Here is a 25,482-nt window from a genome sequence, read left to right as displayed (position 1 = left end):
GTGTCCCGGCACATCTACTCCTGCCCCCTTCGCTGGTCGGACATGGACGCCTTCGGGCACGTCAACAACGTCGTCTTCCTGCGGTATCTGGAAGAGGCGCGGATCGACTTCATGTTCCGGCTGGCGCCGGGGGAGGGCAGCGCGTCCTTCACGGGCGGGTCTGTCGTGGCCCGGCACGAGATCGACTACGTGCGGCCCCTCGTCCACCGGCACGAGCCGGTACGGATCGAGTCGTGGGTGACGAAGATAGGCGCGGCGTCCCTGACGATCGCGTACGAGATCAAGGATCCCGAGCAGGTGTACGTACGGGCGTCCACGGTCGTGGTCCCGTTCAACCTGGCGGAGGGGCGGCCGCGGCGGATCACCGCCGAGGAGAAGTCCTTCCTGCAGGAGTACCTGGACGACGAGGACGACGCCGCCGCGGCAGGCAGTGCCAAGGCTTTCGCGGCATGACGACGGAGCTGGCATGACGACGGAGCTGGCATGACGACGGAACCGGGCATGACGACGGAGCGGGCATGACGGTACGGACGGGGGCCCGGACGCTGGAGCTGGACGGGGCGGGGGAAGCGGCGGACCTCGCCGCCTTCCTCGCCCGGCTGATCCATTACGACCGGGCCGCCGCCGTCCGCCTCCAGTCGGAGGGCGCCGCGCTGGCCGTCTTCGGACGGCCGCCGTCCTTCGAGGTCCTCGCCGTACGGACGGCCCGGCTGGCCCGGCCCGCCGCACTCGACGTGACCGTGTCCGCCGGTGAACTCCTCGAAGCGATCGACGAGCCGACCGGCACGGTGACCGTGCCCGAGGCCGTCACCGGGCCGCCGTGGGCCGGCGTGCTGCCGCCGCGCGGCGGCTGGCAGCTGGTCGAAGGAGTGCCGGACGCCGCTGCCATGCGGGGCGTCGTATCCGCTGCGGTCGCCGAATTCCGTTCCCGGGACGAGGAGTTGGCCCCCGAGGGGCGGACCAGGGCGGCCCGGGACCTGATCGGCCGCGACATCTGGTCACGGACGCTCGGGGGGACCGAACTCCCGCTGCGGGCCGTGCACGCCGCCCAGTCGCTGGGTTTCCTGCGGCCCGGCGTGCCGGTGGCGCTGCTCTCCGCGGGGAGCTGGCTCCGCCTCCGTACCCCTTACGGATCGGTGACGGTCCGCAGGGCGTCCGGCGGGTTCGGGATGCTGAGCGTGGCACCCGCCTGAGCCCCGGGGTTTTCTACCGCTGGTCGTCCGGCCAGATGCCGATGTGGTCCTGCTCCAGTTCCAGCATGACGCGGTGCCGCATGTCCAGCGACTGCGTGTACTCCGCCGGGAGCTGGAGCCTGCCCGCCCGGTCGAGCATCGCGTACTCGCGGGCCACCACCGACTCCTGGCCGGTCTCCGCGTCCACCTCCGTGCGCCGCAGCACCTCCGTCGACGTACGGCCGTCGCGGATGGCCACGGTGCGGCGGACCTCGGTGGCCACCGACTGGTCGTGGGTGACGATGACGATCGTCGTGCCCAGCTCCTCGTTCGCCCTGCGGAACGCCCCGAAGATCTGATCGGCGGTCGTGGAGTCCAGCTCGCCCGTCGGCTCGTCCGCGAGGAGCACCGAGGGCTGGTTGGCCAGGGCGACCGCGATGGCCACCCGCTGCTGCTGGCCGCCCGACATCTGAGAGGGGCGCCGGTCGCGGCAGGCCGCGACATCCATCATCGACAGCAGCTGATCCACCCGCGCGGTGCGCTCGGCAGCCTTGCCGCGGCCCTTCAGCTGCATGGGCAGCGCCACGTTCTGAGCCGATGTCAGGTACGGGAGGAGGTTGCGGGCGGTCTGCTGCCAGATGAAGCCGACCACGTTGCGCCGGTAGTTCAGCCGCTCCTTGGCACCCATCGTCAGCAGGTCGCAGCCCCCCACCTTCGCCGCACCCGCCGTCGGCTCGTCGAGGCCCGCGAGGATGTTCATCAGCGTGGACTTGCCGCTGCCCGACGCCCCCACCAGAGCCATCAACTCGCCCTCCTCGACCAGCAGATCGAGCCCCTGGAGGGCCTGCACCTCCACCCCGTCCGTGGTGAACACGCGCACCAGCCGGTCGCAGGAGATCAACGCGTCGTGGCCGAACTCGGGGCGGTTGCGCCGGGACGCGGCCCGTTGCTCCAGCTCCGCGAGAGTGGTTCCGGTGCCCGCGGTCGTCGTGGTGTCGGTCATCGCGCGTCTCCTGCCCTGAGTTCGGTCGTTGTCGTCACGCGGGTGGACCACCAGGCCTGGACCGCCGCCACCCCGGCCGCGATGCACACCACCGCGAGCGCGGGGACGAGCAGCGACCAGACGTCCGTACGCAGCAGAACGGGCGCGGACCCGGGAATCTGCGCCTTCGCGGCCAGAGCGAGTACGCCCAGATCGATATCGGGGGCGAGGAGTTGGACGGCCGCCCAGCCGACCAGCGCCCCGCCGCACGCGGCCAGCAGTGCCTGCGGCAGCGACTCGAAGATCAGCAGCCGCCTGCCCTGAGCTCGGGTGAGGCCCATCGTGCGCAGCCTGGCCAGGAGCGCCTTGCGCTCGGGGGAGGCCTGGAGGAGGGAGAGCAGTACGGCGAGGACGGCGAAGCCCGCGCCGGCCGCGACCGCCGTCGTATAGATCCGCTCGGCGCCCTGCTGGAACGGCCGGCTGACGAACTTGTCCCGCTCCTGGGCCCACAGATGCACCTGCGTGCCCGCGCCCGCGGCGCTCTGCAGCGCCGTGCGGTCCAGGGCGCTCGGGTCGGTGCCGGTGAGCAGCAGGGTCGAGGGCCTGTAGCGGGGGAGGGCGGCGGTGCTGATCAGCATGAACTCACCCTCGCGCAGGGCCGGGGTGCTTTTCACGGTGCCCGCGACGCGCGTCGTGAAGCCGCCGTAGAGGGCGCTGCGCAGGGCGATGGCGGGGTCGTTGCCGAGGCGGGCAGCGGTCTCGGGGGAGGCGAGGACGGGGAAGACCTTGCCCTTGCCGTCCTTGCCCTTGCCGTCCTTGCTCTTGCCGTCCCTGCCGCCGCCCGCTGAGGGGTTCAGTGCGGAGGGTGCGAAGCCGCCGTTGTCCGTACCGCGCGCGAGGCGGGCGTACGACTCGGGGTCGACCGCCACCAGCGAGACCTCGCTCTTGCCGTCCGGCAGCGTGATCATGGTGTCGACGCCGACCGCGCTGACCTCACGCACACCGGGAACCTTGCTGACGGCGGCCAGCGTGCGTGCGTCGAAGCCCGCCCGGTCGTTCTGCAGCCTGGCGTCCGCGCCCACCTGCTCCGTCGCGGCCCGGTCCCGCGATTCGGCCACGCCCGCCAGCACGGAACCGCCGAAAGCGGCCGTCGTCAGGGCGAGCAGCAGCGCCAGCAGCGGCAGAGTCGCCGCGGCGGGGGAGCGCCCCGCCCTGGCCGCCGACAGGAAACCGACCGCGCCCCGGCGCAGCGCCATCGGCCGGGCCACCATGCGCAGTGGCAGCGGATACAGCCGTACGAGCACGAACGACGCGACCACTCCCACCAGCACCGGGGCGGCGCTGACCAGTTGGTCGACCTCGCCGTCCGTGCCGCGCCGACGCAGCGCGGCGACGGCGCCCACCATCAGGACGACGAGGGTGAGTTCGGCGACCGTACGGCGCCGCGACGGTTTTGCCTCTGCGACATCGGTGCGGTCGCCGTGCACGCGCGGCCGCAGATGGGCGAGGGCCGCCCGCAGGGGCAGCCCCGCACTGGCGAGCAGGGCGACAGCCGCCGCCGCGAGCGCGGGAGCGGCCGGCCGGGCGCCCGGCAGCAGCAGGAGCGAGGCCAGCCAGCCCAGCGCGGCGGCCGGCAGCACGACCACCGCGAGCTCCGTCCACAGCCGCCGCACCAGGCCACGCACCGAACCGCCCCGCGCCCGTACGAGCGCCAGCTCGGCGGACCGGCGGGCCCCGGCGAGGGCGCCGGCCATCAGGAGGACGGCGGCGGCGACCGTACCCACTCCGAAGGCGGCGACGGCGACGACCGGGACGACCGCGGTGCGGGTGGCCTCGAAGGAGGCGACCAGCTTTTCGAGGTCGGTGGTGACCATGACCGGGCGGCCGAGGCTCTCGCGCAGGGCGGTGGCCGCGGGGCCGGTCTCCAGGCTCGCCACCGCGCTGGCCAGGGGCTGCGCGTCGAGGGCCGTGAGATGGCCGGTGCGGGTGGGGATCTCCCAGAACGTTTCGGGTTGCGGGTCGAGGGAGAGGAGTGCGCCGCCGGCGTCGGGGGCCAGCAGCAGGGCGGACAGCCAGTGCGTGTCGTCGGGCGCGAGCTTCGTGACCTGGACCCCGGGCTGGTGCAGCAGCGGCTCGACGGACCAGTAGGTGGACTCCGGGGCGTACGGGGCGAGGATGCCGGTGATCTTCACCCGGGCGGAGTTGCCCGTGGTGGCACCGGTCTCCCTGGCGTCGAGGTGCACCACCGAACCGACCTTGAGCCGCAGGGTCCTGGCCGTGGCCGTGCTGACCGCGGCCTCCAGGTCGAGCACCGCAGCGACGGGCTTTCCCCGGTGCCGGGGCGCGCGGCCCTCGACGAACCGGGAGTGCTCGGCCAGCCCCGACCGGGCGGTCACCACGAACTCCGGCTGCGCGTCGCTCAGTCGGGGCAGCGACCTGTCCGGCGAGGCCAGCGGCTTGGACGTACGGACCCCGTACGCCGAGCCCGCGCGGGTCACCTGGAGCGGTTTCGCGGGCGCCTTGACCAGCTTGTCGAGCACGCCACTGAGCACGGCCGGGCTCAGGGACTGCTCCCGGATCTCCGGCGGGGCCGCCACGTCGCCCGGTGCGCCGACGGCCTGGAGCACCCGCTGGGCGGCGGGGGCCGAGGCGATCTCGCCCCGCAGGCCCGAGTCCTGGGCGCGGTCCAGCGCGCGCGGGAACGCCGAGGCGAGGAACGCCGTGATCAGGACCAGCACGCCCAGAGCGACGGCGGCACCTGGTGCGGCGCGCAGCCGGGTGCGTACCCACGGGGCGACAGTGCGATGACTCATGTCAGTTGCCGCCTCTTTGAGGAGGCGAGGGTGCTGTGGCTCATGTCAGTTGCCGCCTCCTTGGACGCGCAGTGTGGTGGCCGGATCGCCGCGGCGCAGTGCGAGCACCAGGACGACCAGCAGGGGTACGGCGACGACGCCCGCCAGCAGCAGTGCGACCTGCCCGGCGGGCAGCTGCACCAGTACCCCGGGCAGCGGCTGGGTGGCCTGCCCGGTCAGCACGATCAGCGGTGTCACCGCCCTGGTCAGTACGGCGCCCAGCGCCAGCCCGACGACCAGCGCGATGCCGATCAAGAGCGACTGCTCGCCCGCGATCAGCCGGGCCAGCTGTTTCGGCGGTGTGCCCAGCGCCCTGAGCACCGCGAACTCCGAGGTCCGCTCCCGCAGCGAGCCCGCCGCGCCCACCGCGAAACCGACCGCTGCCAGCAGCGCCGCCACCACGGCGACCGCGAGCAGCGCCGCCTGTGGGCCCGCGCCGAGGGGGTCGTCGTACAGCTCGCGCAGCGTCTCGTCCCGTACGTGCACCTGCTGCGGGTCGAGGTCGGGGCGGTTGCGCAGCGACTGTGCGGCCTCGGCGGTCCGGCCGGGCGTGGTGGCCAGCCACCACTCGGTGGGTGACAGGGCGTTCGCCTCCCTCCGGGTCAGCTCCTGGTTGACGGCGCGCAGATCGACGAGGAGAGCGCCGCCGTCGCTCTTGGCCCCAGCGGCCCCAGCGGCCCCAGCAGTCCCAGCGACCCCGGCAGTCCCAGCAGCCCCAGTGGCACCGGCGGCACCGGCGGTCTCCGCCCCCGCCGGCCCGGTGGTGGACAGCTGCCGCACGGCGCCGATGACCTTGAAGGTCAGGTTGACGCCGTTGACGTCGAGACCGACCGTCGAGCCTGGCCGTGCGCCCGAGGCCGCCAGGAACCCGTCGGTCGCGACGGCCGACAGCTTCTGGGGCGCGGCGCGGAACAGGGAGAGGTGCACGGCCGTCGTGGGATACCCGGCCCACTGCTCCTCTTCTGCCGTCATCCGGTTCGCCCCCGTCCGGTAGACGACGTCGAGGAGCCCCCCGCCGGGGGCGGACGGCTGGAGCTTGGCACGTGCCTGCTGGTCGCCGGCCCGGTCCGCCAGCACGTCGACCGCGGTTCCCGACCAGAAGACGCCGACGGGCACGGACTCGACCCTGCCGTCCGGGCTCCGCAGCGAACGGAGCGTCAGGACGTGGGTCTCGGAGGCCCCGCGCGGCTGGGCGACCGTCGCCTCCAGGCCCGTCAGGCGCAGCGGAGGGGCGGGCCGGCCGGCCGCCGCACTGTCCACGGTCAGCGCCTTCGCGCGCCCGTCGGCGGTCACGGACCCGGCCGGCAGCCGGTGGGTCACGCCGTACCGGTCCTCGACGGTGACCGTGATGCGGCTCGACATCTTTGAGGGGGCGTTGTCGGAGCGGCGCAGGACGACGTCCAGGGTGAGGGTGGAACCGCTGCCCGGCAGGGCGACCCCGTTGCGGTCCTTGTCCTGGATGCCCAGTGCGGCGGTCTGCTTCCGGAAACCGTCGCCGCCGCCCTCCACCAGGTCCTCACGGAGCAGCAGGGACTCGGTCGCCCGCGCGGTGTCCAGCGCCAGGACGTCCGCCGTGCGGTCGTCCGAGAGGTTCATCGGCACCCTTGCGGCGGGGGCGGCGGAGGTCACACCCGGCGCCGACGCGTACACGTCGCCCATTGCGGAACCGGCGCCCGCGCCACCGGTGACCCGGATCGAGGCACCACTGCGGAAGTCCGCCTGGTCCTCCTGCGAACGGTCCCACGAGGCGCCCTGACCGATCGCCAGCATGCCCATCGCCACGGCCAGCACCAGCAGCAGCACGGGGCCCGCGCCGCGCAGCGGACGGCGGCTCAGCTGCCAGCCAGCGAGCGCTGCGGGCAGAGAGCGCCCCTTGGCGGCACGTTTCTCCGCGAGCTTGGCGAGCGGCGGCAGCAGCCGCAGCGTCAGTACCGTGCCCGCGAGCAGCGCGAGCGCCGGGGCGGCGACGAGCAGCGGATCCACCCCGAGTTCGCCGTTCCGGTCGCCGGTCAGCGGCCCGGTGCCCGAGGTCTGCCGGTCCAGCTGCCAGTACGCGACGACCGCGATCAGCAGCAGCGCGAGGTCCGCCCCCGCCTTCATCGGCGCGGGCACCGAACGGAGCCTGCGGCCGAGCCCGCTGCCGCCCCGCCCGGCCGAGAAGGCGGGTGCGACGACGGCCGCCGCGCAGCCGAGCCCCACGCCCGCCCCGACCAGCCAGAGCCCGGCCGTGCCCAGCGGCCCGCCGGTGTCCAGCGTCAGCCCGAGCCCGCCGAGCGTGCCCTGCCCGGACAGCAGCCGGGTCAGCGGGCCGGCGAGCAGCGGCGCGGCGACCGCGGCGGGCAGCGCCAGACACCCGGCCTCGATGGCGGACAGGGCGACGATGCGCCCGCGCGAGGCGCCGCGCGCCACGAGGAGTTCGGTCTCCCCGGCCCGCTCGCTGCTCAGCAGCCGGGCCACCAGCAGCAGCGCGTACGCCGCGAGGAGCACCAGCTGCAACGAGACGATCAGAAGTGTGGACCGGGACACCAGCAGCGCCCGCTCCGCCTGGCCCAGGACGGTCGGCAGCCCGTTGCCCACGGACACCGACCCCTTGAAGGGGGCCGTCCCCGCCACGTACGACGCACCTGCGGCGGCCGCCGTGCGCAGCGCGCCGATGCGCGCCGTGTCCACCGTGCGGAAGTCGGCGGTGACCAGCCAGGAGGCGGTGCCGTGAGACACGTGCCCGGCGCGCAGCAGCGCAGGGTCGGCGAGCAGCGGGCCGTACGTGGTGAAGGTGGCGGTCCGGATGCCGCGCCCGGTCAGCTCCTCCAGCTTCCAGTACGGATCGCCGAGCCGCTTCGGCTCGTACAGGCCGGTGACACGGATCTGCCTGGCCGGTCCCGAGAGACGGTCGGTGAGGGTGAGGACGGTGCTGCCGGGGGTGATCTTGAGCTGTTTGGCAGCGTTGTCGGGGAGCGCGACCTCGATGACCGCGTTCTTGTCGGGGGAGCCCTGGAGGGGCCTCGGCCAGGCGCCCGTGGTCAGCCGCACCCGGTTGCGGTCGAGCCCCGCGAACCGGGTCAGGTCGGGTTCGCCCTTGCGCGCCGCGGCCGGCTGGAGGGTGCGGGGCAGTGCGTAGGGACCGGACTGGTCGAGGGCGGTGGTGCGGGTGGGCAGCCCGTCGAAGGTGCGCCGGCCCGCCTCCCGTACGACCTTGTCGGCCTCGGCCCGCGTCTGCCCGGTGACGGCGCCGCTGGACACGGTGAGGGAGGCGGCCGAAGCGTCGCGCGAGCCCAGCGAGCGGCGCAGCCCCGCGTCCCCGATCGAGCCCGAGAAGGCGGTGAGGGCCGCCAGCACGGACGTCGTCAGCAGGACCGCGAGGAGGGCCGCGGTGAGCAGCAGCCGGTGCGCGCGCACCCGCAGAAAGACAAACCCCGTCACTCGTTCCCCTGACGTCCTGCTTCGAAAGCACTTCCGGAGCTCTTTCGGATGCTGTCAGAGGATCAGAGGGGGGAAATCCGCCCGCCGTTCCGGCTTTTCTGTGATCGTGGCCGAAATCCGGGAGTGGATCACCGTATTCCGGTTTCAGGCGGGGGAACATGCCCAACTTCGGTGCGAAAAGGGGGAGTTCAGCCCTCGGTGTTCACCATGGAGGCGGCGGCGTACGTCATGTAGTTCCACAGCTGCCGCTCGTGCTCGGCCTCCAGACCCAGCTCGTCGACCGCCACCCGCATGTGGCTCAGCCACGCGTCGTGTGCCGCCCGGTCCACCTGGAAGGGCGCGTGCCGCATCCGCAGCCGCGGGTGGCCGCGCTCGTCGCTGTAGGTGCGCGGGCCGCCCCAGTACTGCATCAGGAACAGCGTGAACCGCTCCTCGGCCGGACCGAGGTCCTCCTCCGGGTACATCGGCCGCAGCAGCGGGTCCTCGGCGACGCCCTGGTAGAAGCGGTGCACCAGGCGCCGGAAGGTCGCCTCCCCGCCCACCTGCTCGTAGAAGGTCTGCTCCTGAAGCGTTCCCCGCGGAATCTCGTTCACCGTTCCATCGTCTCAGACGGGGCGGCGGAGGACCCTGGGCCTAGGACCAGAGGTCCGAACGGCATCACCTGGCCCGTTCGCACCGTCCGTTCGCACCCCACCCGTTCGCACCCTCGCCAAGGAGGTGGTGCTCGCGCGACAGTGGGCCCATGGGCGCACACGCGGAGTTCGTGGACCTGTACGCCGACGAGCGGGCCGCGCTGGTACGGGAGATCGCCGCGGCCGGCGCGCTGAAGGACCCGGCCTGGCGGGCGGCCTTCGGCGCGGTACCGAGGCATCTCTTCGTGCCGTACTGGTTCAAATTCGGACCCGGCGGCTCCGAACGCCTCTGGGGCGAGGACCCCGACCCGCAGCGGCGGGAGCGCTGGCTGCGGGGTGTCTACGCCGACACCGCGCTCGCCACCCGGGTGCGGGACGGCGTGCTGCTCTCCTCCAGCAGCCAGCCCTCGCTGATGGCCAGGATGCTGGACGAGCTGGAGGTACGGGAGGGGCACGAGGTGCTGGAGGTCGGTGCGGGCACCGGCTACAACGCGGCGCTCCTCTCCCACCGGCTCGGCGAGGAGCACGTCACCAGCCTCGACCTGGAGCCGGAGATCGCGGAGTCGGCCCGTTCCCACCTGGCGCGGGCCGGGTACGCACCGGTGGTCCTGGCCGGCGACGGGGCGCGGGGCTGCCCGGCGCGTGCTCCGTTCGACCGGATCATGGCCACCTGCACCGTGCCTTCGGTGCCGCCGCAGTGGCTGGGGCAGTGCAGGCCGGGGGCGCGGATCCTGGCGCCGCTGTCGACGGGGCTGATCGCTCTGCGGGTACGGGACGGGTCGTACGCGGAGGGGCGCTTCCTGCCGACCCCCGCGTACTTCGTGCCCTTGCGCGGAGGTCCTGCCGGGCCGGCGCCGCGCTATACGGGCGGGCTGCCGCGGTCGGCGCTGGAGAACGACCTGTTCCGCTTCCTGCTGACGCTCAGTGCCAACAGCCTCGATCCGCACGAGGCGCTGGCGCTGTGGCACCTGGAGGGGCGGCCGAGGCGGGAGCGGTTCGGGGTGACGGTGAGCGGGGTGGGGCAGTGGGCCTGGCTGGACGATCCGGCGGGGCCGTACGCGTGGCCGCTGGGGTGAGGGCGCGCGGGGGTGGGGGTGAGGGCGCGCGGGGGTGGGGTGAGGACGCGCGGGGGTGGGGTGAGGACGCGCGAGGGTGGGGTGAGGACGCGCGAGGGTGGGATGCGCGGCGGGCGGCGGTGCGGCCCCCAGGGGGCGGCACCGCCGTGCCGTAGCGGTCTGTCAGCCGCGGTGGACGGTGATGGTGGTCCAGGCGCCCACGTGGACCCGGTCGCCGTCCTGCAGGGGCACCGGGACGTACGGCTGGATCGGGTCCTCGCCGCCGTTGATCGTCGTGCCGTTCGTCGAGTTCTGGTCGACGACCGCCCAGGAGCCGTCCGGCTGCTGCACCAGCACCGCGTGCTGGTGCGAGACGCCCGGGTCCTCCGGCGGGACGGCCAGGTCCACGTCGGGGGACTCGCCGGTGGAGTGCCGGCGGCGGCCGATGGTGATCTGGTTGCCGGTGAGCGGAAGCTGCTGCTCCGGCGAGTACGCGGGCAGGTTCAGAGCGCCCGCCTCCGGGCCGCTGCGCTGCATCATCGCCATGAAGTACTCACGGTCGGGTCCGACCGTCGCCGACCAGTGCCCGCCGCCTGCCTGAGGACCGCCCTGCGGCTGGTACTCCTGCGGGTAGCCGCCCTGCGGCTGGCCCTGCTGCGGGTGCTGCCCCTGCTGCGGATAGCCGCCGGGGCCACCCTGCTGGTGCGAGGGAGGTGGCAGCATCCAGTCGTCCTCGCCAACGCCCGGCTGCTGCGGCTGCTGCTGGTACTCCTGCTGGTAGCCGCCCTGCGGGCCCTGCTGCTGGAAGGGCTCGGCCGGCCGGTTCAGCTGCGAGGGCCGCGAGCCCTGGTACTCGTACGGGTCGTGAGCCTGCGCCCCGTAACCCTGCTGCATGTGCTGCTGCTGCGGCGGCTGCGGTGCGGGCGGTGCGTACGAGGTGGCCTGGTGCGTGAGGAAGTTCCACCGGCACTCCTCGCAGTACGGTGCCATCGCCTCGCGCGGCGTGCGGCACTGCGGGCACAGCTCGGCGTGTGCGGTGGCGTCGGGGCCCCCGTAACCCTGACCCTGGCCGGGGTCGGACTGCGGGTATCCGTACGCGGGCGGTGGCGGCGGGGGCGGCGGCACGGCGCCGGTCATGCGATGGCCGCAGACCTCGCACCAGTCGTCGGAACCCGACTGGTGTCCGTTCGGGCAGGTCGGCATGTCGGCGCTTCCCCCTCTCCTCGTCCGGCCCGCAGGCCGTACACAGCTCTGGTCGGCTGCTAGATCGCTCTAGTACAGCTCAGAATCGAAAATAGTTGTACTGGGCTTACTTCTTTACTCGGACGGTCTTCGTGGAGCGCGTTTCGAGAGTCATCTCGTCTGCTTCCGCGACCTTCGCCTTCAGCCGCACAGTACCCGTCGCCTCGTCGACCACGTCCACCACCTTCGCAAGCAGTTTCGCAGTATCCGCGTTCCCCGACGCCGCCGCGAGCTGTACGGCCCGTCCCAGTTTGGACGTCGCGCCGTCGAAATCGCCCGACTTCCGTGCATCCAGGCCCTGTTGGATTGCTTGTGCAAGTTCCGCCTGGCCCGTGTAGTGCGCGACCTGCGGATTGATGGACGTGGAAGCCACCATGTCGTCCGTCCAGACCGCCCTGATCAGCCCCTGGGAAAGGGTCTGCGGGGAGCCGCCGGCGGTGTCAGGCAGGATCAGCGAGACCCGCGCGGCCAGCATTTCCTGGCCCACACCGGCCTCCGGCACCGCCACGCACACGTGGTAGTCGCGGGACTCGTCGCCCCAGGAACCGGTCGGGTAGTCGCCCGCGCGGGGCCCTGCCTCGCTGCGCCGGGAGGTCAGCTCCTCGACCGTGGGGGCGACCTGCTTGACGAACCTGATCTCGACCCCGACGGGCGTCCAGAGGCGGAGATTCACATCCGCGACCTCCTTGCCCATCGCGTTCTCCATCATCTGCGTGAAGTCCGCGGACAGCTCCGCCGGGTCCGCGACGATGTCCGCGGTGCCGAGCAGCGCGGACGCGATGCCCGTGACCTCTTTCACTTCCCAGTCCGTGCCCACACCGCGGGCGTCACAGGTGAAGCGGCCCGCCACGGCTTCGAGGGTGGCGGCCAGATCCTTCGGCGACTCGTGCTCGTTGCGGCCGTCCGTCAGCAGGATGCCGTGCCGGATGGGGGCCTCGGAGGAGGCCAGGAGCCGGTCGGTGAGGCGCAGCCAGGTGCCGATCGCGGTGCCGCCGCCCGCGGTCAGCGACCGCAGCGCGCCCTTGGCCTGGGCCCGGGTCGAGGCGTCCGCCACGGCCAGCTTGCCCTGGCCGGGGTAGACCTCCTTGGCCAGGTGGGTGCCGCCGACCACCGCGAAGGCGGTCCCGTCGCGCAGCGCGTCGATCGCCGCGGCCGTCGCGTCGCGGGCGCCGCGCATCTTCGTCGGCGGGTAGTCCATCGAACCCGAGCAGTCCACCATGATCACCACGGCGGCCGTCGGGTCCTGGCCGGGTATGTACGAGGGCGAGGCGGAAGCGCCCGCGAGGGGCGAGCCGCCGCTGGTGCCGCCGCCGGTCGAGGTCACCGTGACGATCGCGTTGACCTCCCGGCCGCCCTCCGGCAGGAACTCGTTCTGGTACACGTCGACGGAGAACTGCGGCACGTTGGACTTGGAGAAATTGGCCATCGAATCGGCTCCTAGCGAATCTTGCGAAACCAGGTCCCGCGAGGGACGGGGACGAAGAAGCGGAACGTACGAGGGATACCGGCGGACCGGGCGGTGCCGTTTGCCACAGCGGGCGGCCCCGGCCCGTCGCCGGGCCGCCCTAGGCGGATCCTGCCCCTTGCGGCAGCATCGGGAACGGCAGTACCGCCACTGTTACGTTGTCGTGGCCCCCGCCGTCGAGCGCGTGCCCCACCAGAACCTGGGCACTGTGCAGCGGGCGTTGCGCCGCGTCCGCCGGAATGACATGTGCCATTTCCTGCGCCGCCTCCGCGTAGTTCCACAGCCCGTCCGTGCAGACGACGACCACTCCCGGCCGGTCCGGCTTGAACGAGGCGGTGTGCGGGTCGATCTCGTACGCGTCGGCGCCCAGCCATCCGGTGATCGCGTGCGCGCGGTCGTCCGCGTACGCCTCGGCCTCGCCCATCAGACCCGCGGCGACCATCTGCGCGGCCCACGAGTCGTCCTCGGTGAGCCGGGCGGGCGGCCCGGACCGGTCGTCCGGCACCCAGTAGACGCGGCTGTCGCCGATCCAGCCGACGACCAGCAGGCCGCCCGCGACGATGGAGGAGACCAGCGTGCACGCCGGGGCGTTCTGGTGGCGGTGCGGATCGTGCTCCGTGGGCTGCGGCTGCTGCGCGGCGAGCACGTTGACGGCCTCGGCGGCGGCCAGGATCGCCTCGTGCAGGGCCTGCTGCGGGTGGGTGCCGCGCGGCAGTGACTCCAGGAGCAGGGTGTTCGCGGCGGCCGCCGCGGCGGCGGACGCCTCGTCGGGGCGGGTCGCGGACGACACCCCGTCGCAGACCACGGCGATCGTCGCCGTCGAACCGTCGGGCAGCTCCGCCTCGGAGATCGCGAACGCGTCCTCGTTGCGGTGGTGGCGCAGCCCGCGGTCGCTGACCGCGGCGACGGACGCCAACTCCCGCTCCTGGTGGTCGCGCTCGCGGGGCTGGGCGTGGCCGCAGTTCTCGCAGTAGCCGTCGGTGTCGATGCGGCCGGCCCGGCAGGCGACGCACACCTTCGACGGGTCCGCCTCGGAAGCCGCGGGGGCGGCGAGAGGGTAGTCGACGACGGTGGGCCGCTGGACGACCGGCATGTCGGCGGTGTCCTCGCCGCCGTCGCCCTCGCTGAAGCCGCCGTTGCCCCCGCCCTTGCCGAAGCCGCCGCCACCTTGGCCCCCGCCCTCGCTCTCGCCGAAGTCGGGCGCGGAGACATCGGCCGTCGGGGGATGGCCGGACCGTTCGCCGGCGCCGCCCCCGTGGCCGTTGACCGGCTGTTCGGCCGGTTCCGTACCGGGACCGCGCGTCCCGATCGCCACTGTCGGACGGTCGTCCGGTGGCTGCGGCACGACTGTCAGGTCGTACCCGCACACCTCACAGAACGAGTCGCCCCTTTCCAGCGGCTCCTCGCAGCCGGGGCAGGCCGACAGCTGGTGCGTCTGCGACATCATCACACCCAAGTCCGGGGGCGGAGGCGGTTGGCCCGCTCCACCAGGTCGATCCTCTCGTCGCCGCGCTGCGCGAGCCGTGCGAGCACCCGGTACGAGCGTTCCAGGCCGAAGCGCAGGCCCCGCTCGTCCAACTGGCTGCCGAGCAGCGCGGTCTGCACGGGGCGGGCCCCGTGCCCACCGGAGAGTACCCAGTCGAGCGCCGTGCCCAGCACCTCGGTGGCCAACTGCTCACGGCGTACGGCGTCAAGACCGAAGCCCTGCAGGGCCTCCACCTGCGCCGCGGACGCCAGTAGATCGTCGATCAGAGGTTCCTGAGCGGCGCGCCGCCGCAGCCTCGCCCGTACGGCCGCCACGCGAGCCGCCGTGTAGTGGATCGACGCCTCGGGCACCGACTCCAGCGTCCGCACGGCCGCCGGCCTGGCACCGGCCGCGAGCTGTACGCGGGCGAGGCCGAACGCGGCACTCACATAGCTGGGGTCCGTCGTCCACACCAGGCGGTAGTACTCGGCGGCGTTGTCGAGCTGGCCGAGCACCTCCGCGCACACCGCGAGGGCCAGTTTGGGGGCGGCCTCGCCGGGAAACGCGTCGTAGATCGCGTCGAAGGACAGCGCAGCCGTCTCGTTGTCCCCGGCGGTCAGGGCAGCGATGCCGCGGTACCAGACCACCCGCCAGTCGTCCGGGTACGCGGTCTCCAGATCCTGCAAGGTCTCGGCGGCGGTGGGCAGTTCACCCATCTCCAGGCGGGCCCGCAGCTCGCGCAGCCGCCGCTCCACCGAGTCGCCCGGCGCCTGCTGGAGCGCCGTGATCAGCTCGGCGGGGGCCGAGGCCATCAGGCCCGCGAGGAACCCGGCGTTCGGATCGTTCGGGTCGACCCGGGGCACCGGCAGCGCCAGGGCGGTGGTCGAGGGCGGCAGGGGCAGGAGGTACGGGGTGGCATTCTCCGGCGCCACGGATGCCACGGACGCGGCCGACGGGACGGATGCGACGGCAGGGGTGGCCGCGGCAGGGGGTGCGCCCGGGGGAACGGGTGGAGCGCCGGGCACCGGGGGCATCTGCAGTGCGCCCTGGGTCGGGGCGTACGCGGCGGCGGGGCCGGGCTGCTGATGCGTGGGAGCGCCCGTCAGAGCGGCGGCAGGCTGCTGCCCGGCCGCCGGCGGGGCCTGGGCCGGGGTGCGGGCCTGGGCGGGGATCTGGGCCTGCGCCGGAAGCTGTCCCTGCCCCTGCCCCTGCCCCTGCCCCTCTCCCTGCCACTGTCCCTGCCCCTGTCCCTGTCCCTGTCCCAGCTCCTTCTTGCCGCCGCGCCGCGCCCGACGCGGCACGGGCAGCGACCTAATCCCCAACTGCGAAACGGAACCGGTCAGTTCGGCGAAGAGACCGGTGTCGGTGACCCGCAGCTCCGGGCCGAACAGCGTCGACAGCGACGGCCTCGGCCGCCCCGTCTGGAGCGCCACGACCTCCCGCAGCACCCCCGTCAGCTGATCGGCCATCTCCGAAGCGGAGGCGAACCGGCGGGCCGGGTCCGGGTCCGTCGCCCGTACGAGAAGCCGGTAGAAGGACTCGTACTGGTGGAAGACCGGAATGTTGTCCGGGTCCGGGAGGGAGTCCACGAAGACATTCGTGTAGCCCTGGAAGTCGAAGGTGAGGACGGCCAGCGTGCGCGCCACCGTGTACAGGTCGGAGGCGACCGAGGGGCCGACCTCGCCGACCTCGGGAGCCTGGTAGCCGACCGTGCCGTAGATCGCCGACTCGTCGTCGTCCATACGGCGGACCGCACCCATGTCGATCAGCTTCAGCTGGTCCTGCTGCTGGATCGCGTTGTCGACCTTGAAGTCGCAGTACAAAAGGTTTCGGCTGTGCAGGTGGCCGAGGGCTTCGAGGGCCTCGATGCCGTACGCGCAGGCCTGCTCGACCGGCAGCGGGTCACGCTTGCCGCCGGTGTCGCGGCGCTCGTTGGCGATCTCCTTGAGGGACTTGCCGCCCACGTACTCCATGACGATGTAGCCGTCCATGGAGCCGGTGCGGGTGTCCAGGTGCTCCACGAAGTTGTAGATCCGCACGATGTTGGAGTGCTCGATCTCGGCGAGGAAGCGGCGCTCGGAGATCGCGGCGGCCATCGCGTCCTGGTCACCGGTGTCCAGGAGGCCCTTGAGGACCACCCAGCGGTCGGAGACCGCCTTGTCCACGGCGAGGTAGACCCAGCCGAGACCGCCGTGCGCCAGGCAGCCCACCACCTCGTACTGGCCGTGCACGACGTCGCCCGTACCCAGCTTGGGCACGAAGGAGTACGGATTGCCGCACTTGGTGCAGAAGCCCTCGGTACGGCCGGTCCGCTCGCCCCGCGAACGGCCCACCGGGGCGCCGCACTCGGAGCGCGAGCAGAACCGCTTGCGCTCCGGCACCTCCGGATTCGACATGATCGCGGTACGGGGATCGGGGCGCGGCACCTCGGGAACGCTGACCAGACCCGCGCCCAGCCGGTTGCGGCCCGAGGCGGCCGTCGACGTGCCGGAGGAGCGCACCGACACCGAACGGGACCCCGTCGCACCGGACAGCGCACGCGACAGGCGGCCGGAGACCGAGCGGCGGGACGTCGCCGAGCGCGAGGACCGGGAGGACTGCGAGGAGGCGCGCGAGCTGCTCCGCAGGGAACTGCTGGCGGACCCGCGGGACCCTCTTGAGGAGGCCCTGCCGCCGCCCGTGATACCGGTGGTGGTCGCGGCGATCACGCCGTTCGGCGACACCACGGGGGCGAGCCCGCAGGTGTCGCAGTACATCTCGCCGCCACCCATGTCCTCGTACGAGCCCCCACAACCGGGGCGCTGACAGGCCGTGCTCATGGATTACCCCCGTTGGTGCGGTCGTTGGGCGCCAGAATTTCCCTGGCGGTCTGCTGGTAGCGCAACACCGCCTGCTCTGCCACGCGCAGGTCGCACGGCGCGCTCCACAGCATCCGGCGGGCCGCGTCGTACCGCTCGATGAGCTGCGGGTCCTCCGCCATGCCGTGCCGGGCGACCTTCGCCTTGTACGCGTCCAGCCTGCCGCGCAGCTCGGCGCGGACGGCCAGCGGTGCGGTGACCGCCGTCAACGACTCGCGGGCCCGCAGCAGTTCGTCCTCGGCGTCCCGTTCAAGAGAGTCGAGCAGCGGGGACAGCCGGTGCCACTGGGAGCGCCTGCGGTAGTCGCCGGCCGTGGCGAGCAGCTCCTGGAGCGCGGTGGGCGGGCCGCTCACCGCGGGCACCTCGGACGCCGCGATCTTCGCGAGGACCTCACCGCGCGCGGAGCGGGCCTCGGTGAGGGTGCGGTCCGCCCGCGAGAGCACGTCGCGCAGCTTCAGCAGCCGCTGCTCGGCGTCCTGCCGTACGGTCAGCACCGCGTCGATCTCCCGCCGTACGTCCTCCAGCGCACGGGCCGCCCGGTCGTAGCGGTCGGTGTCGGGCCTGCCGCCGCCGGGAGCCGAACTCCCGGGCGCGGAACGCCAGAAGGCCAGCGGGTCGGACACCACCTGGGCGCGCAGCGTCGCCAGCTCCTGGGTGATCGCCTCCAGGTCGTCGCCCGCCGGGTGCTCACCGGGCCGCACACCGACGGAGTGCGCCAGGGAGCGGGTGCGGTGCAGCTCCGCCGCCAGGAGGTCTATCCGGGCGGGCAGCGCCGACCACACCGCGTCCGCCGTGACGACCATGTCGAGGGAGGACGCGTACAGCTCGTTCATCCTGCTCACCAGCTCGGCGAGCGAGAAGTGCTCGGAGAGCTTCGCGGGACCGGTGATCGACGAAGGAGCCCCGTGCGCGTGCGCACCGCCGGAGACCGTGACGCCCCGGCCGCGGACGACGTCGGTCAGCTCGACCAGGTCCTCCCTGCTGGGCCAGCGCCGCCGCGCCCGCACCTCACGGGCCCCCCGGAGGGCGGCGCTGTACGCGTCGAAGTACGTCCACAGCAGCGTGATCGACTGCTCGGCGGACGCCCACCGGTCCTTGGTGACTCCGGTCAGCTCGGCTCCTTCGAGGAGACGCCGCCCCGCATGGTCCTGGAGGGCGAGAAGCGACGTCTCGATCGCCTCGTGCTCGGCGCCGAGCCGCGCCAGGGCACGGTCCACCTGATCCCGGTCCAGGACCGGGCCCGGGGGACTCCCCGCGGAGCCGGGGGAGGATCCCGCGACGCCCATCGATCACCTCTCCGCTTCTGCCGTCAACTGCTGTTGTGCCATGGGTTGTCGGCGCCTGTCGTGCCTGTCGTGCCTGTGGTTTCTGTGGTTTCTGTGGTGCCGTCGGCGCCGCTCCCGTGCGGTCAGTCCTTGAACTTCGGGGCCGGCGGACCGCTGCTCTTGCCGAGGCCCGCCTTCAGCCAGTCCTCGTACGACTGGGCCCAGCGGGCCTTGCTGTACTCCGCGAGGACCTTGTTGATCCGGCGCACCAGATCGACGTCCTCCTTGTTCGTCGCGACGCCGTAGTACTCGGTGGTGAACGGGGTGCCCTTCACCTCGATCGCCGGGTCCTGCGCCGCCTGGCTGGCGGCCAGCGCGTTGTCGGTGACGATCGCGTCGGCCTCGCCCAACTGGAGCCGCACCAGGCAGTCCAGCTGGTTGGGCACGATGTACCTCGGGTCGTCGAACAGCGCGCCGTGCGACTCCTTCTTCATCGCGTCGAACGCGGTGGAGCCCGCCGCCGTACAGACCCGCTTGCCCTTCAGCGAGTCGTCGTACCCGGTGATCTGGGACTCCTTCGGGGCCAGGACCTGCTGCCCGGCCTGGAAGTAGGCGTGGGAGAACGCCACGTCCTTGATCCGGGCGCAGTTGACCGTCATCGTCCGCACCACGATGTCGACCTTGTTGTCCTGCAGCGCGGGGATGCGCTGACTGGTCGGTATCGCACGGTAGATGACCTTGTCCGGGCTGCCGAACAGCTCCGTCGCGATCGCCTTCACGATGTCGATGTCGAAGCCTTCGAGCTGACCGCTGGCCGGATTGCGGTAGCCCCAGCGATAACTGTTCTGGTCGATGCCCGCGACGAGCTTGCCCGCGGTGTCACCGGTCCTGGACTTGATCCGCTTGATCGCGGGCCCGTCCAGGGGCGACGGGCGCAGGCTCGCCTCCGGGTTCTCGCACTCGGCGGCCTTCGCCGGCAGCACGGCGACCGTACCGCTGCCGGGCGAGGACACCGTGTCCGAGCCGCTGCCCGCGGCGTCGGGCAGCGGCAGTACGGCCACGCCTGCCGTCAGCACACAGGCCGAGGCCAGCGCGACAAGACCCAGCCGCCAGCCGCCCCGCAGGGTGCGCGCCCTCCCGGTCCCGGCCGCACGGGCCCCTGCCGATCCGGTCCGCTCCATCGCACTCCCTCCGGCCACCTGGTCCCGCGCCTCCCGCGCGTCGCGCGCGCTCATCACCTGAACTCCGAAAGCCTGCGGCCGATGCCCAGCACCGCCGCCGCCGCGGCGAGCAGGGCCAGCACCGCCGCTCCGACCGCCAGCCCCGACAGCGCGCTCCGGCCGCCCTCGGCGGCCTCGGTGAACTCGCGCTGCTCCCACTCCAGGGCCTTCGCCAGCGCCTCGTCGACCTCGCCGAACGACTCACCGGTCGAGGTCTTCTCGCCGATGACCTTGTCCAGCGCACTGTCGTAGTTGCCCTGGTCGTCGGTCTTGCGCGCGTCCGTGTGCCGGGTCTGCCACTCCTTGACGGCGGCGGTGGCCCGCCCGACCGGGGCGCCGCCCCCCTCGTCCTCGGCGAGCCGCTGCGCCTGGGCCAGCTCCCGCTTGAGGGCGGCCATCCCGGTCGTGTAGTCGACGTCGTACTTGTCCTTCTTGTCCTTCGTGGAGACCGCGCCCCGCGAGACCAGAGTGAGGTTCTCGTTGGCGCGGGCCTGGAGGGAGCTGATCCGGGCGTCGTTGAGGACCTTCAGCGACTCCTGGCCGTTCGCCCGGGAGTCCGCCAGGCCCGAGGACGCGACCGTGTGCCCGACGGCCAGCCACAGCAGAACGGCCGTCGAGGCGACGGTCGCGGTGAGCAGCCCCTGGTTGAACACCCGGTTCGTACGGCGGTAGTTGCGGCGCTGGGCCCAGCCGAGACCGCCGAGCGCCACCACGCCGAGCCCCAGTGCCAGATACGGCCAGGTGCTCGCGTCGTCGTAGTCGCGGTAGAGACGGCCCGTCTCCTCGTCGTACAGCTTCTTCGCGGCGGGCAGCAGCTGGGTGGTCATCTGCTCGTTGGCGTACCGCAGGTAGGCGCCGCCGAGCGGGAGGCCCTGTCGGTTGTTGGCACGGGCCCGCTCGATCAGGCCCGTGTACCGGGGGAGCCCCTGGTTGAGCCGGGTGATCTGCTGCCCTGAAGCGCTCTCGCCCGAGGTGTTCGCCGCGGCCTTGACCAGCAGGCGGGACGCCTCGGCGATGTCGTCGTTGTACTTCTTCGTCACCGCGGGCGGCTCCTGCGCGCCCGCGAGGAAACCGCTCGCGGCGGAGGTGTCGGCGTCGGCCAGCGAACGGTAGATGCTCGCGGCGTCGGCGGACAGCGGCTGGCTGCGCGTCACCACGTCGTCGGCGGCCGTGGCCCGGTCGGAGACCTGCCAGGCGGTCACCGCACCGAACGCGATGACCAGGGCGGCCATCACGGCCCCGATGATCCGCAGCCGTCCGGGTTCGGTCGTCGCCCCGGCCCGCAGCCGGTCCATGCCCTCGGCCCACGCGCTGGTGCGCGCGGGCGGCGGTTGATGCGGCCCCGGTACACCGGGCCCGGACGCGGCCGGCGCGGGCGCCAGTGCGGTCCCCCCTGGGCCGCTCATCGGCGGGTGTGCCACGTGACCTCCCCCTCGGTCGTGGACGGCTGGCCCGTCTTCCGGCGGGCCCCCCTCCTCATGAATACGTCGGAGAGATCCGTTTGGTTCCCGTACGGAGCCCGTGGGCGATCAGTGCGCCGGTCCGTTCGGGGACCGGGACGGTGATCGGCCGGGGAGACCGTTCGTTGCCAATTCGCGCCAGGGACATGCCACTTCGTGGCCAAATCCTATGCGGAGCCGGGTTCGGGGGCTATGGGGCTCCGGCCGCCGCCCGTGTCGTCCCCAAATGCTCGGGTACGGCACGGACGGCGGCCGGGGGCGTAGGTACGGGTGCCACGGGCGTTACGCGTAGTGCGCCCGCAACGTCCGGTGCGCCCGCGCCGGGGCCGCGACGTGGTCGAGGCCCAGCAGGGCCGCGCCGAGCACCGGCGCCGCCGTGACGACCCGTACGACCGCCTTCGGAGCCCGCTCGGCCAGCAGGGCCGCGATCCGGCCGTCCAGCTCCGGGTGCCGGGCGGCCAGCACGCTGCCGCCGAGCAGCACCGGCGCCTCCTCCTCCAGGAGGCCGAGCCGGCCCAGCGCCACCGACGACATCGCCACGACCTCGTCGGCCAGCCGGTGCACCAGGGACCGCGCCACCGCGTCCCTGCGCGCACCGACCGCGAACACCAGCGGCGCGACCTCGTGCTGACGCACCGCCGGGATGCGGCCCAGATGCAGCGCCTCTATGAGGGCGTACATCGTCGGCAGCCCGAAGTGCGCGGGCAGCGCCTGCGCCAGCTCCGTCGGCTCCCCGCGGCCGTCCTCCGCACGGGCGGCGAACCACAGGGCCTCCTCGGCGAGACCCCCGCCGCCGCCCCAGTCGCCGGAGATCTTCCCGATCGCCGGGAAGCGGGCGGTGCGCCCGTCGGGCACCATGCCCACGCAGTTGATGCCCGCCCCGCACACCACCGCGACTCCGCGCGGCTCGTCCACGCCGGCCCGCAGTATCGCGAAGGTGTCGTTGCGGACCTCGGTGCTGCGGCCCCAGCCGCGCGCCTGCACCGCGGCCGCCAACTCCCGCTCCTCGACCGGCAGATCGGCGTTGGCCAGGCACGCCGACACATGGTCGACGCCGCCGATCCCCGCCTCCCCCATGGCCTGTGCGACCGCGTCCGCGAGGACGTCGACCGCGACCTGCACACCCACCAGGGGCGGCTGGAAACCGCCGCCCCTGCCGGTGCCCAGGACACGGCCGTCCGCGCCGACGACGGCGACGTCCGTCTTGCTGTTTCCCGCGTCGATGGCCAGTACGGAACCACGGGCCAGGCAAGTCGTACTCACGCCCACGCCAGGTGCTCCCGGTTGTGCGCGATCAGCTTGTCCGTGAGCGCCTCGGCGTACTCGAACTGTCCGACCAGGGGGTGCGCGAGCAGCGCCTTGAAGACCCGCTCGCGGCCGCCGTGCAGGGCCGCCTCAAGAGCGAGGTTCTCGTACGCCGTGACGTGGGAGACGAGCCCCGCGTACATCGGGTCGAGCGCCGGCACCTCAAGAGGCGTCGCTCCCGACGCGTCGATGCGCGCCTGCGTCTCGATGACCGCGTCGTCCGGCAGGAAGGGCAGCGTCCCGTTGTTGTAGGTGTTGACCACCTGCACGGGCGAGCCGGCGCCGCCGAGCAGCCCGGACGCCAGGTCCACGGCCGCCTCCGAGTAGAAGGCTCCGCCGCGCTTGGCGAGCAGCTCCGGCTTCTCGTCCAGCGCCGGGTCGCCGTACAGAGCCAGCAACTCCTTCTCCATGGCGGCCACTTCCGCCGCCCGGGACGGCTTGGTGCCGAGCTCCCGCACGACCTCGTCGTGCTGGTAGAAGTACCGCAGGTAGTACGAGGGGACGACGCCGAGACGGTCCACGACGGCGCGCGGCATGCGCAGGTCGGCGGCGATGGCCCCGCCGTGCTCGGCGATCAGCTTCGGCAGCAGGTTCTCGCCCGCCGGGCCCCCGAGCCGTACGCCCAGCTCCCAGGTGAGGTGGTTGAGACCCACGTGGTCGAGGTGCACCTCGGCGGGGGTGACGTCGAGCAGCGCGGCGAACTTCCGCTGGAAACCGATCGCCACGTTGCACAGGCCCACCGCTTTGTGGCCCGCGTTCAGCAGTGCGCGGGTGACGATGCCGACCGGGTTGGTGAAGTCGATGATCCACGCGTCCGGGTTGGTACGGCGTACGCGCTCGGCGATGTCCAGGACGACCGGGACCGTGCGCAGCGCCTTGGCGAGACCGCCCGCGCCCGTCGTCTCCTGGCCGACGCAGCCGCACTCCAGCGGCCACGTCTCGTCCTGGTTGCGGGCCGCCTGGCCGCCCACGCGGAGCTGCAGCAGCACCGCGTCGGCGCCCGCGACGCCCGCGTCGAGGTCGGACGTGGTGGTGATCGTGCCCGGGTGGCCCTGCTTGGCGAAGATGCGGCGGGCGAGAGAGCCGACCAGTTCCAGACGGTCGGCCGCCGGGTCGATCAGGACCAGCTCGGTGACCGGGAGGGTGTCCCGCAGCCGGGCGAAGCCGTCGATCAACTCGGGTGTGTAGGTGGAACCTCCACCGACTACTGCGAGCTTCATGTGCGTGACCTAGCCCTTCACTCCGGTCAGCGTGACACCCTCGACGAACGCCTTCTGGGCGAAGAAGAAGACGAGGATCACGGGGGCCATGACCAGTACGGTCGCGGCCATGGTCAGATTCCAGTTGGTCTGGTGGGCGCCCTTGAAGGAGTCCAGGCCGTAACTCAGCGTCCACGCGGCCGGGTTCTCCGACGCGTAGATCTGCGGCCCGAAATAGTCGTTCCACAGGGCGAAGAACTGGAACAGGGCGATCGCCGCGATGCCGGGCTTGGCCATCGGCAGCACGATGCGGATCAGCGTGCGGAATTCGCCGCAGCCGTCCACCTTCGCCGCGTCCAGGTACTCGTTGGGGATGGTCAGCAGGAACTGCCGCAGCAGGAAGATGGAGAACGCGTCGCCGAACGCGAGCGGGATGATCAACGGCCACAGCGTGCCGGTGAGGTCCAGCTGCTTCGACCAGAACAGGTACATCGGGATGATGACGACCTGCGGCGGCAGCATCATCATCGAGATGACCAGCAGCAGTGACAGATTGCGGCCACGGAAGCGGAACTTGGCGAGTGCGTACGCCACCGGTACGGACGAGAGGACCGTGAGGACGGTGCCGAGCCCCGCGTACAGCAGGCTGTTCTTCCACCAGCTGAGGAAGCCCGGCGTCTCGAAGACCTTGACGTAGTTGCCCCACTCCCAGGTGTCGGGCACCAGGTCACTGGTGAGCGCCTGCGAGTCGCTCATCAAAGAGGTGAGGAAGAGGAAGACGAACGGCAGCACGAAGAACAGGGCCGCCGCGATCCCGAGGGAGTGCACACCGATCCAGTGCAGCGACGCCTTGCGGCGGGCGGTGCGATGGGCGGGAGTGCGCGGATCCGCAGGGAGCGGACGCTCCATGGTTCGTCCGGACAGAGAAGTGGAGGACATGGGAGTTAGTCACCTGCCTGGAGGAGGCCGCCGCGACGTCGCATCAGCAGGGCCGTGAAGGCCATCGCCAGAACGAACAGGACGAGCGCGGTGACCGCGGCCGCGCCGTAGTCGAAGCGCTGGAAGCCGAGGTTGTAGACGAGCTGCGGCAGGGTCAGTGTCGACTTGTCCGGGAAGCCGGGCTCGACCTGCTGGCCCGAGTTGCCGATGATGCCCGAAGCGACCTTCCCCGCCACAAGTGGCTGGGTGTAGTACTGCATCGCCTGGATGACCCCGGTGACCACCGCGAACATCACGATGGGCGAGATGTTCGGCAGCGTCACGAAGCGGAACCGCTGCCAGCCCGAAGCCCCGTCCAGCTCCGCGGCCTCGTACTGCTCCTTCGGTACGTCGAGCAGTGCGGCCATGAAGATGACCATCAGGTCGCCGATGCCCCACACCGCGAGGATGGTGAGCGCCGGCTTCGACCAGGCCGGGTCGGTGAACCAGTCCGGCGTCGGAAGACCGAGCGAGCCCAGTATCTCGTTGACCGGCCCCGTACCGGGGTTCAACAGGAAGACGAAGCCGAGGGTCGCGGCGACCGGCGGGGCGAGGAAGGGCAGGTAGAAGAGGGTGCGGAAGACTCCCGTCGCCGTCTTGATCTTGGTGATCAGCAGACCGATGCCGAGGCCGAAGACGACCCGGCAGGTCACCATCACCACGACCAGCCACAGCGTGTTGCGCATGGCGGGCCAGAAGTTCGGATAGCCCTCGAAGACGTACTTCCAGTTGTCCAGGCCGTTGAAGACCGGAGCACTGAACCCGTCGTACTTCGTGAACGAGAAGTACACGGTGGAGAGCAGCGGGTACGCGAAGAAGACCGCGAAGCCGATCAGCCAGGGCGACATGAAGGCCGCCGTACGAAGCGCGGACCTGCGGCGCTTCGTACGGAGCGTGGGCATGGTCATCGGG

General features: G+C 72.3%; 18 protein-coding genes. 3 read left to right on the top strand and 15 right to left on the bottom strand.

Going from position 1 to position 25,482, the window contains the following annotated elements:
* Positions 1 to 453 (top strand): thioesterase family protein, encoded by a 453-nt coding sequence (locus AB0D18_RS01810; protein ID WP_362411054.1) that lies wholly within the window; start codon positions 1 to 3, stop codon positions 451 to 453.
* Positions 454 to 518: 65 nt separating this feature from the next.
* On the top strand, positions 519 to 1,193 hold the full coding sequence (locus AB0D18_RS01805) for a hypothetical protein (RefSeq protein ID WP_362411051.1): 675 nt from the start codon (positions 519 to 521) through the stop codon (positions 1,191 to 1,193).
* A gap of 13 nt (positions 1,194 to 1,206) precedes the next feature.
* Here the strand turns inward: AB0D18_RS01805 and AB0D18_RS01800 are convergent, their stop codons facing one another.
* The 4 genes from AB0D18_RS01800 to AB0D18_RS01785 form a co-directional block, all read right to left on the bottom strand.
* Positions 1,207 to 2,175 carry an ABC transporter ATP-binding protein gene (locus AB0D18_RS01800; RefSeq protein ID WP_362411048.1) on the bottom strand — a complete coding sequence of 323 codons (969 nt, stop codon included), beginning with the start codon at positions 2,173 to 2,175 and terminating at the stop codon, positions 1,207 to 1,209.
* Positions 2,172 to 4,967: an ABC transporter permease gene (locus AB0D18_RS01795; protein ID WP_362411045.1), complete on the bottom strand. Its 2,796-nt coding sequence runs from the start codon at positions 4,965 to 4,967 to the stop codon at positions 2,172 to 2,174. Before AB0D18_RS01795 ends, AB0D18_RS01800 begins: the two co-directional genes overlap by 4 nt.
* A 45-nt stretch (positions 4,968 to 5,012) precedes the next feature.
* Positions 5,013 to 8,426 carry an ABC transporter permease gene (locus tag AB0D18_RS01790; RefSeq protein ID WP_362411042.1) on the bottom strand — a complete coding sequence of 1,138 codons (3,414 nt, stop codon included), beginning with the start codon at positions 8,424 to 8,426 and terminating at the stop codon, positions 5,013 to 5,015.
* A 188-nt stretch (positions 8,427 to 8,614) separates the two neighbouring features.
* Positions 8,615 to 9,019, bottom strand: coding sequence for a globin (locus AB0D18_RS01785; RefSeq protein WP_362411040.1), 405 nt, complete (start codon positions 9,017 to 9,019; stop codon positions 8,615 to 8,617).
* A gap of 149 nt (positions 9,020 to 9,168) precedes the next feature.
* Here AB0D18_RS01785 and AB0D18_RS01780 point away from each other — a divergent pair, with 149 nt between their 5' ends.
* On the top strand, positions 9,169 to 10,134 hold the full coding sequence (locus AB0D18_RS01780; RefSeq protein WP_362411037.1) for a methyltransferase domain-containing protein: 966 nt from the start codon (positions 9,169 to 9,171) through the stop codon (positions 10,132 to 10,134).
* A gap of 162 nt (positions 10,135 to 10,296) precedes the next feature.
* Here the strand turns inward: AB0D18_RS01780 and AB0D18_RS01775 are convergent, their stop codons facing one another.
* From AB0D18_RS01775 to AB0D18_RS01725, 11 genes are all read right to left on the bottom strand, one after another.
* The gene (locus AB0D18_RS01775) at positions 10,297 to 11,316 is read right to left on the bottom strand and encodes an FHA domain-containing protein (RefSeq protein ID WP_362411034.1); all 1,020 of its coding nucleotides are present in this window, start codon (positions 11,314 to 11,316) and stop codon (positions 10,297 to 10,299) included.
* A 106-nt stretch (positions 11,317 to 11,422) separates the two neighbouring features.
* Positions 11,423 to 12,781 (bottom strand): VWA domain-containing protein, encoded by a 1,359-nt coding sequence (locus tag AB0D18_RS01770; protein WP_362411031.1) that lies wholly within the window; start codon positions 12,779 to 12,781, stop codon positions 11,423 to 11,425.
* Positions 12,782 to 12,920: 139 nt separating this feature from the next.
* Positions 12,921 to 14,264, bottom strand: coding sequence for a PP2C family serine/threonine-protein phosphatase (locus AB0D18_RS01765; protein WP_362411028.1), 1,344 nt, complete (start codon positions 14,262 to 14,264; stop codon positions 12,921 to 12,923).
* Between the two features lie 2 nt (positions 14,265 to 14,266).
* Entirely contained in the window at positions 14,267 to 17,104 is a 2,838-nt protein-coding gene (locus AB0D18_RS01760) for a tetratricopeptide repeat protein (RefSeq protein ID WP_362411026.1), read from the bottom strand.
* Positions 17,101 to 18,429, bottom strand: a complete 1,329-nt coding sequence (locus tag AB0D18_RS01755; protein WP_362411023.1) for a hypothetical protein — start codon at positions 18,427 to 18,429, stop codon at positions 17,101 to 17,103. The genes AB0D18_RS01760 and AB0D18_RS01755 overlap by 4 nt, the downstream gene beginning before the upstream one ends.
* 122 nt (positions 18,430 to 18,551) lie before the next feature.
* Complete coding sequence (locus AB0D18_RS01750) at positions 18,552 to 19,643, bottom strand: glutamate ABC transporter substrate-binding protein (protein ID WP_362411020.1); 1,092 nt, start codon at positions 19,641 to 19,643, stop codon at positions 18,552 to 18,554.
* A complete protein-coding gene (locus tag AB0D18_RS01745) occupies positions 19,643 to 20,923 on the bottom strand; it encodes a hypothetical protein (RefSeq protein WP_362412111.1) in 1,281 nt (426 codons plus the stop codon). Before AB0D18_RS01745 ends, AB0D18_RS01750 begins: the two co-directional genes overlap by 1 nt.
* Before the next feature lie 447 nt (positions 20,924 to 21,370).
* Positions 21,371 to 22,351, bottom strand: a complete 981-nt coding sequence (locus tag AB0D18_RS01740) for a BadF/BadG/BcrA/BcrD ATPase family protein (protein WP_362411017.1) — start codon at positions 22,349 to 22,351, stop codon at positions 21,371 to 21,373.
* Positions 22,348 to 23,613, bottom strand: coding sequence for a 6-phospho-beta-glucosidase (locus AB0D18_RS01735; RefSeq protein ID WP_362411014.1), 1,266 nt, complete (start codon positions 23,611 to 23,613; stop codon positions 22,348 to 22,350). Before AB0D18_RS01735 ends, AB0D18_RS01740 begins: the two co-directional genes overlap by 4 nt.
* Before the next feature lie 9 nt (positions 23,614 to 23,622).
* Positions 23,623 to 24,531 (bottom strand): carbohydrate ABC transporter permease, encoded by a 909-nt coding sequence (locus AB0D18_RS01730; protein WP_362411011.1) that lies wholly within the window; start codon positions 24,529 to 24,531, stop codon positions 23,623 to 23,625.
* Positions 24,532 to 24,536: 5 nt separating this feature from the next.
* On the bottom strand, positions 24,537 to 25,478 hold the full coding sequence (locus tag AB0D18_RS01725; RefSeq protein ID WP_362411008.1) for a sugar ABC transporter permease: 942 nt from the start codon (positions 25,476 to 25,478) through the stop codon (positions 24,537 to 24,539).
* Between the last annotated feature and the right edge of the window lie 4 nt (positions 25,479 to 25,482).

Source organism: Streptomyces sp. NPDC048442, from assembly GCF_040651475.1.
Lineage (GTDB): Bacteria > Actinomycetota > Actinomycetes > Streptomycetales > Streptomycetaceae > Streptomyces.
Note: the sequence above shows the minus strand (reverse complement) of the source record. Positions and strands in the feature narration are given on the sequence as shown.

Bases quoted from the DNA above. Each gene is read 5' to 3' on its own strand.
- AB0D18_RS01805 (WP_362411051.1), top strand. From the start codon at position 519: ATGACGGTACGGACGGGGGCCCGGACGCTGGAGCTGGACGGGGCGGGG.
- AB0D18_RS01800 (WP_362411048.1), bottom strand. From the start codon at position 2,175: ATGACCGACACCACGACGACCGCGGGCACCGGAACCACTCTCGCGGAG.
- AB0D18_RS01795 (WP_362411045.1), bottom strand. From the start codon at position 4,967: ATGAGTCATCGCACTGTCGCCCCGTGGGTACGCACCCGGCTGCGCGCC.
- AB0D18_RS01780 (WP_362411037.1), top strand. From the start codon at position 9,169: ATGGGCGCACACGCGGAGTTCGTGGACCTGTACGCCGACGAGCGGGCC.
- AB0D18_RS01775 (WP_362411034.1), bottom strand. From the start codon at position 11,316: ATGCCGACCTGCCCGAACGGACACCAGTCGGGTTCCGACGACTGGTGC.
- AB0D18_RS01770 (WP_362411031.1), bottom strand. From the start codon at position 12,781: ATGGCCAATTTCTCCAAGTCCAACGTGCCGCAGTTCTCCGTCGACGTG.
- AB0D18_RS01765 (WP_362411028.1), bottom strand. From the start codon at position 14,264: ATGTCGCAGACGCACCAGCTGTCGGCCTGCCCCGGCTGCGAGGAGCCG.
- AB0D18_RS01760 (WP_362411026.1), bottom strand. From the start codon at position 17,104: ATGAGCACGGCCTGTCAGCGCCCCGGTTGTGGGGGCTCGTACGAGGAC.
- AB0D18_RS01755 (WP_362411023.1), bottom strand. From the start codon at position 18,429: ATGGGCGTCGCGGGATCCTCCCCCGGCTCCGCGGGGAGTCCCCCGGGC.
- AB0D18_RS01750 (WP_362411020.1), bottom strand. From the start codon at position 19,643: ATGAGCGCGCGCGACGCGCGGGAGGCGCGGGACCAGGTGGCCGGAGGG.
- AB0D18_RS01745 (WP_362412111.1), bottom strand. From the start codon at position 20,923: ATGGACCGGCTGCGGGCCGGGGCGACGACCGAACCCGGACGGCTGCGG.
- AB0D18_RS01735 (WP_362411014.1), bottom strand. From the start codon at position 23,613: ATGAAGCTCGCAGTAGTCGGTGGAGGTTCCACCTACACACCCGAGTTG.
- AB0D18_RS01730 (WP_362411011.1), bottom strand. From the start codon at position 24,531: ATGTCCTCCACTTCTCTGTCCGGACGAACCATGGAGCGTCCGCTCCCT.
- AB0D18_RS01725 (WP_362411008.1), bottom strand. From the start codon at position 25,478: ATGACCATGCCCACGCTCCGTACGAAGCGCCGCAGGTCCGCGCTTCGT.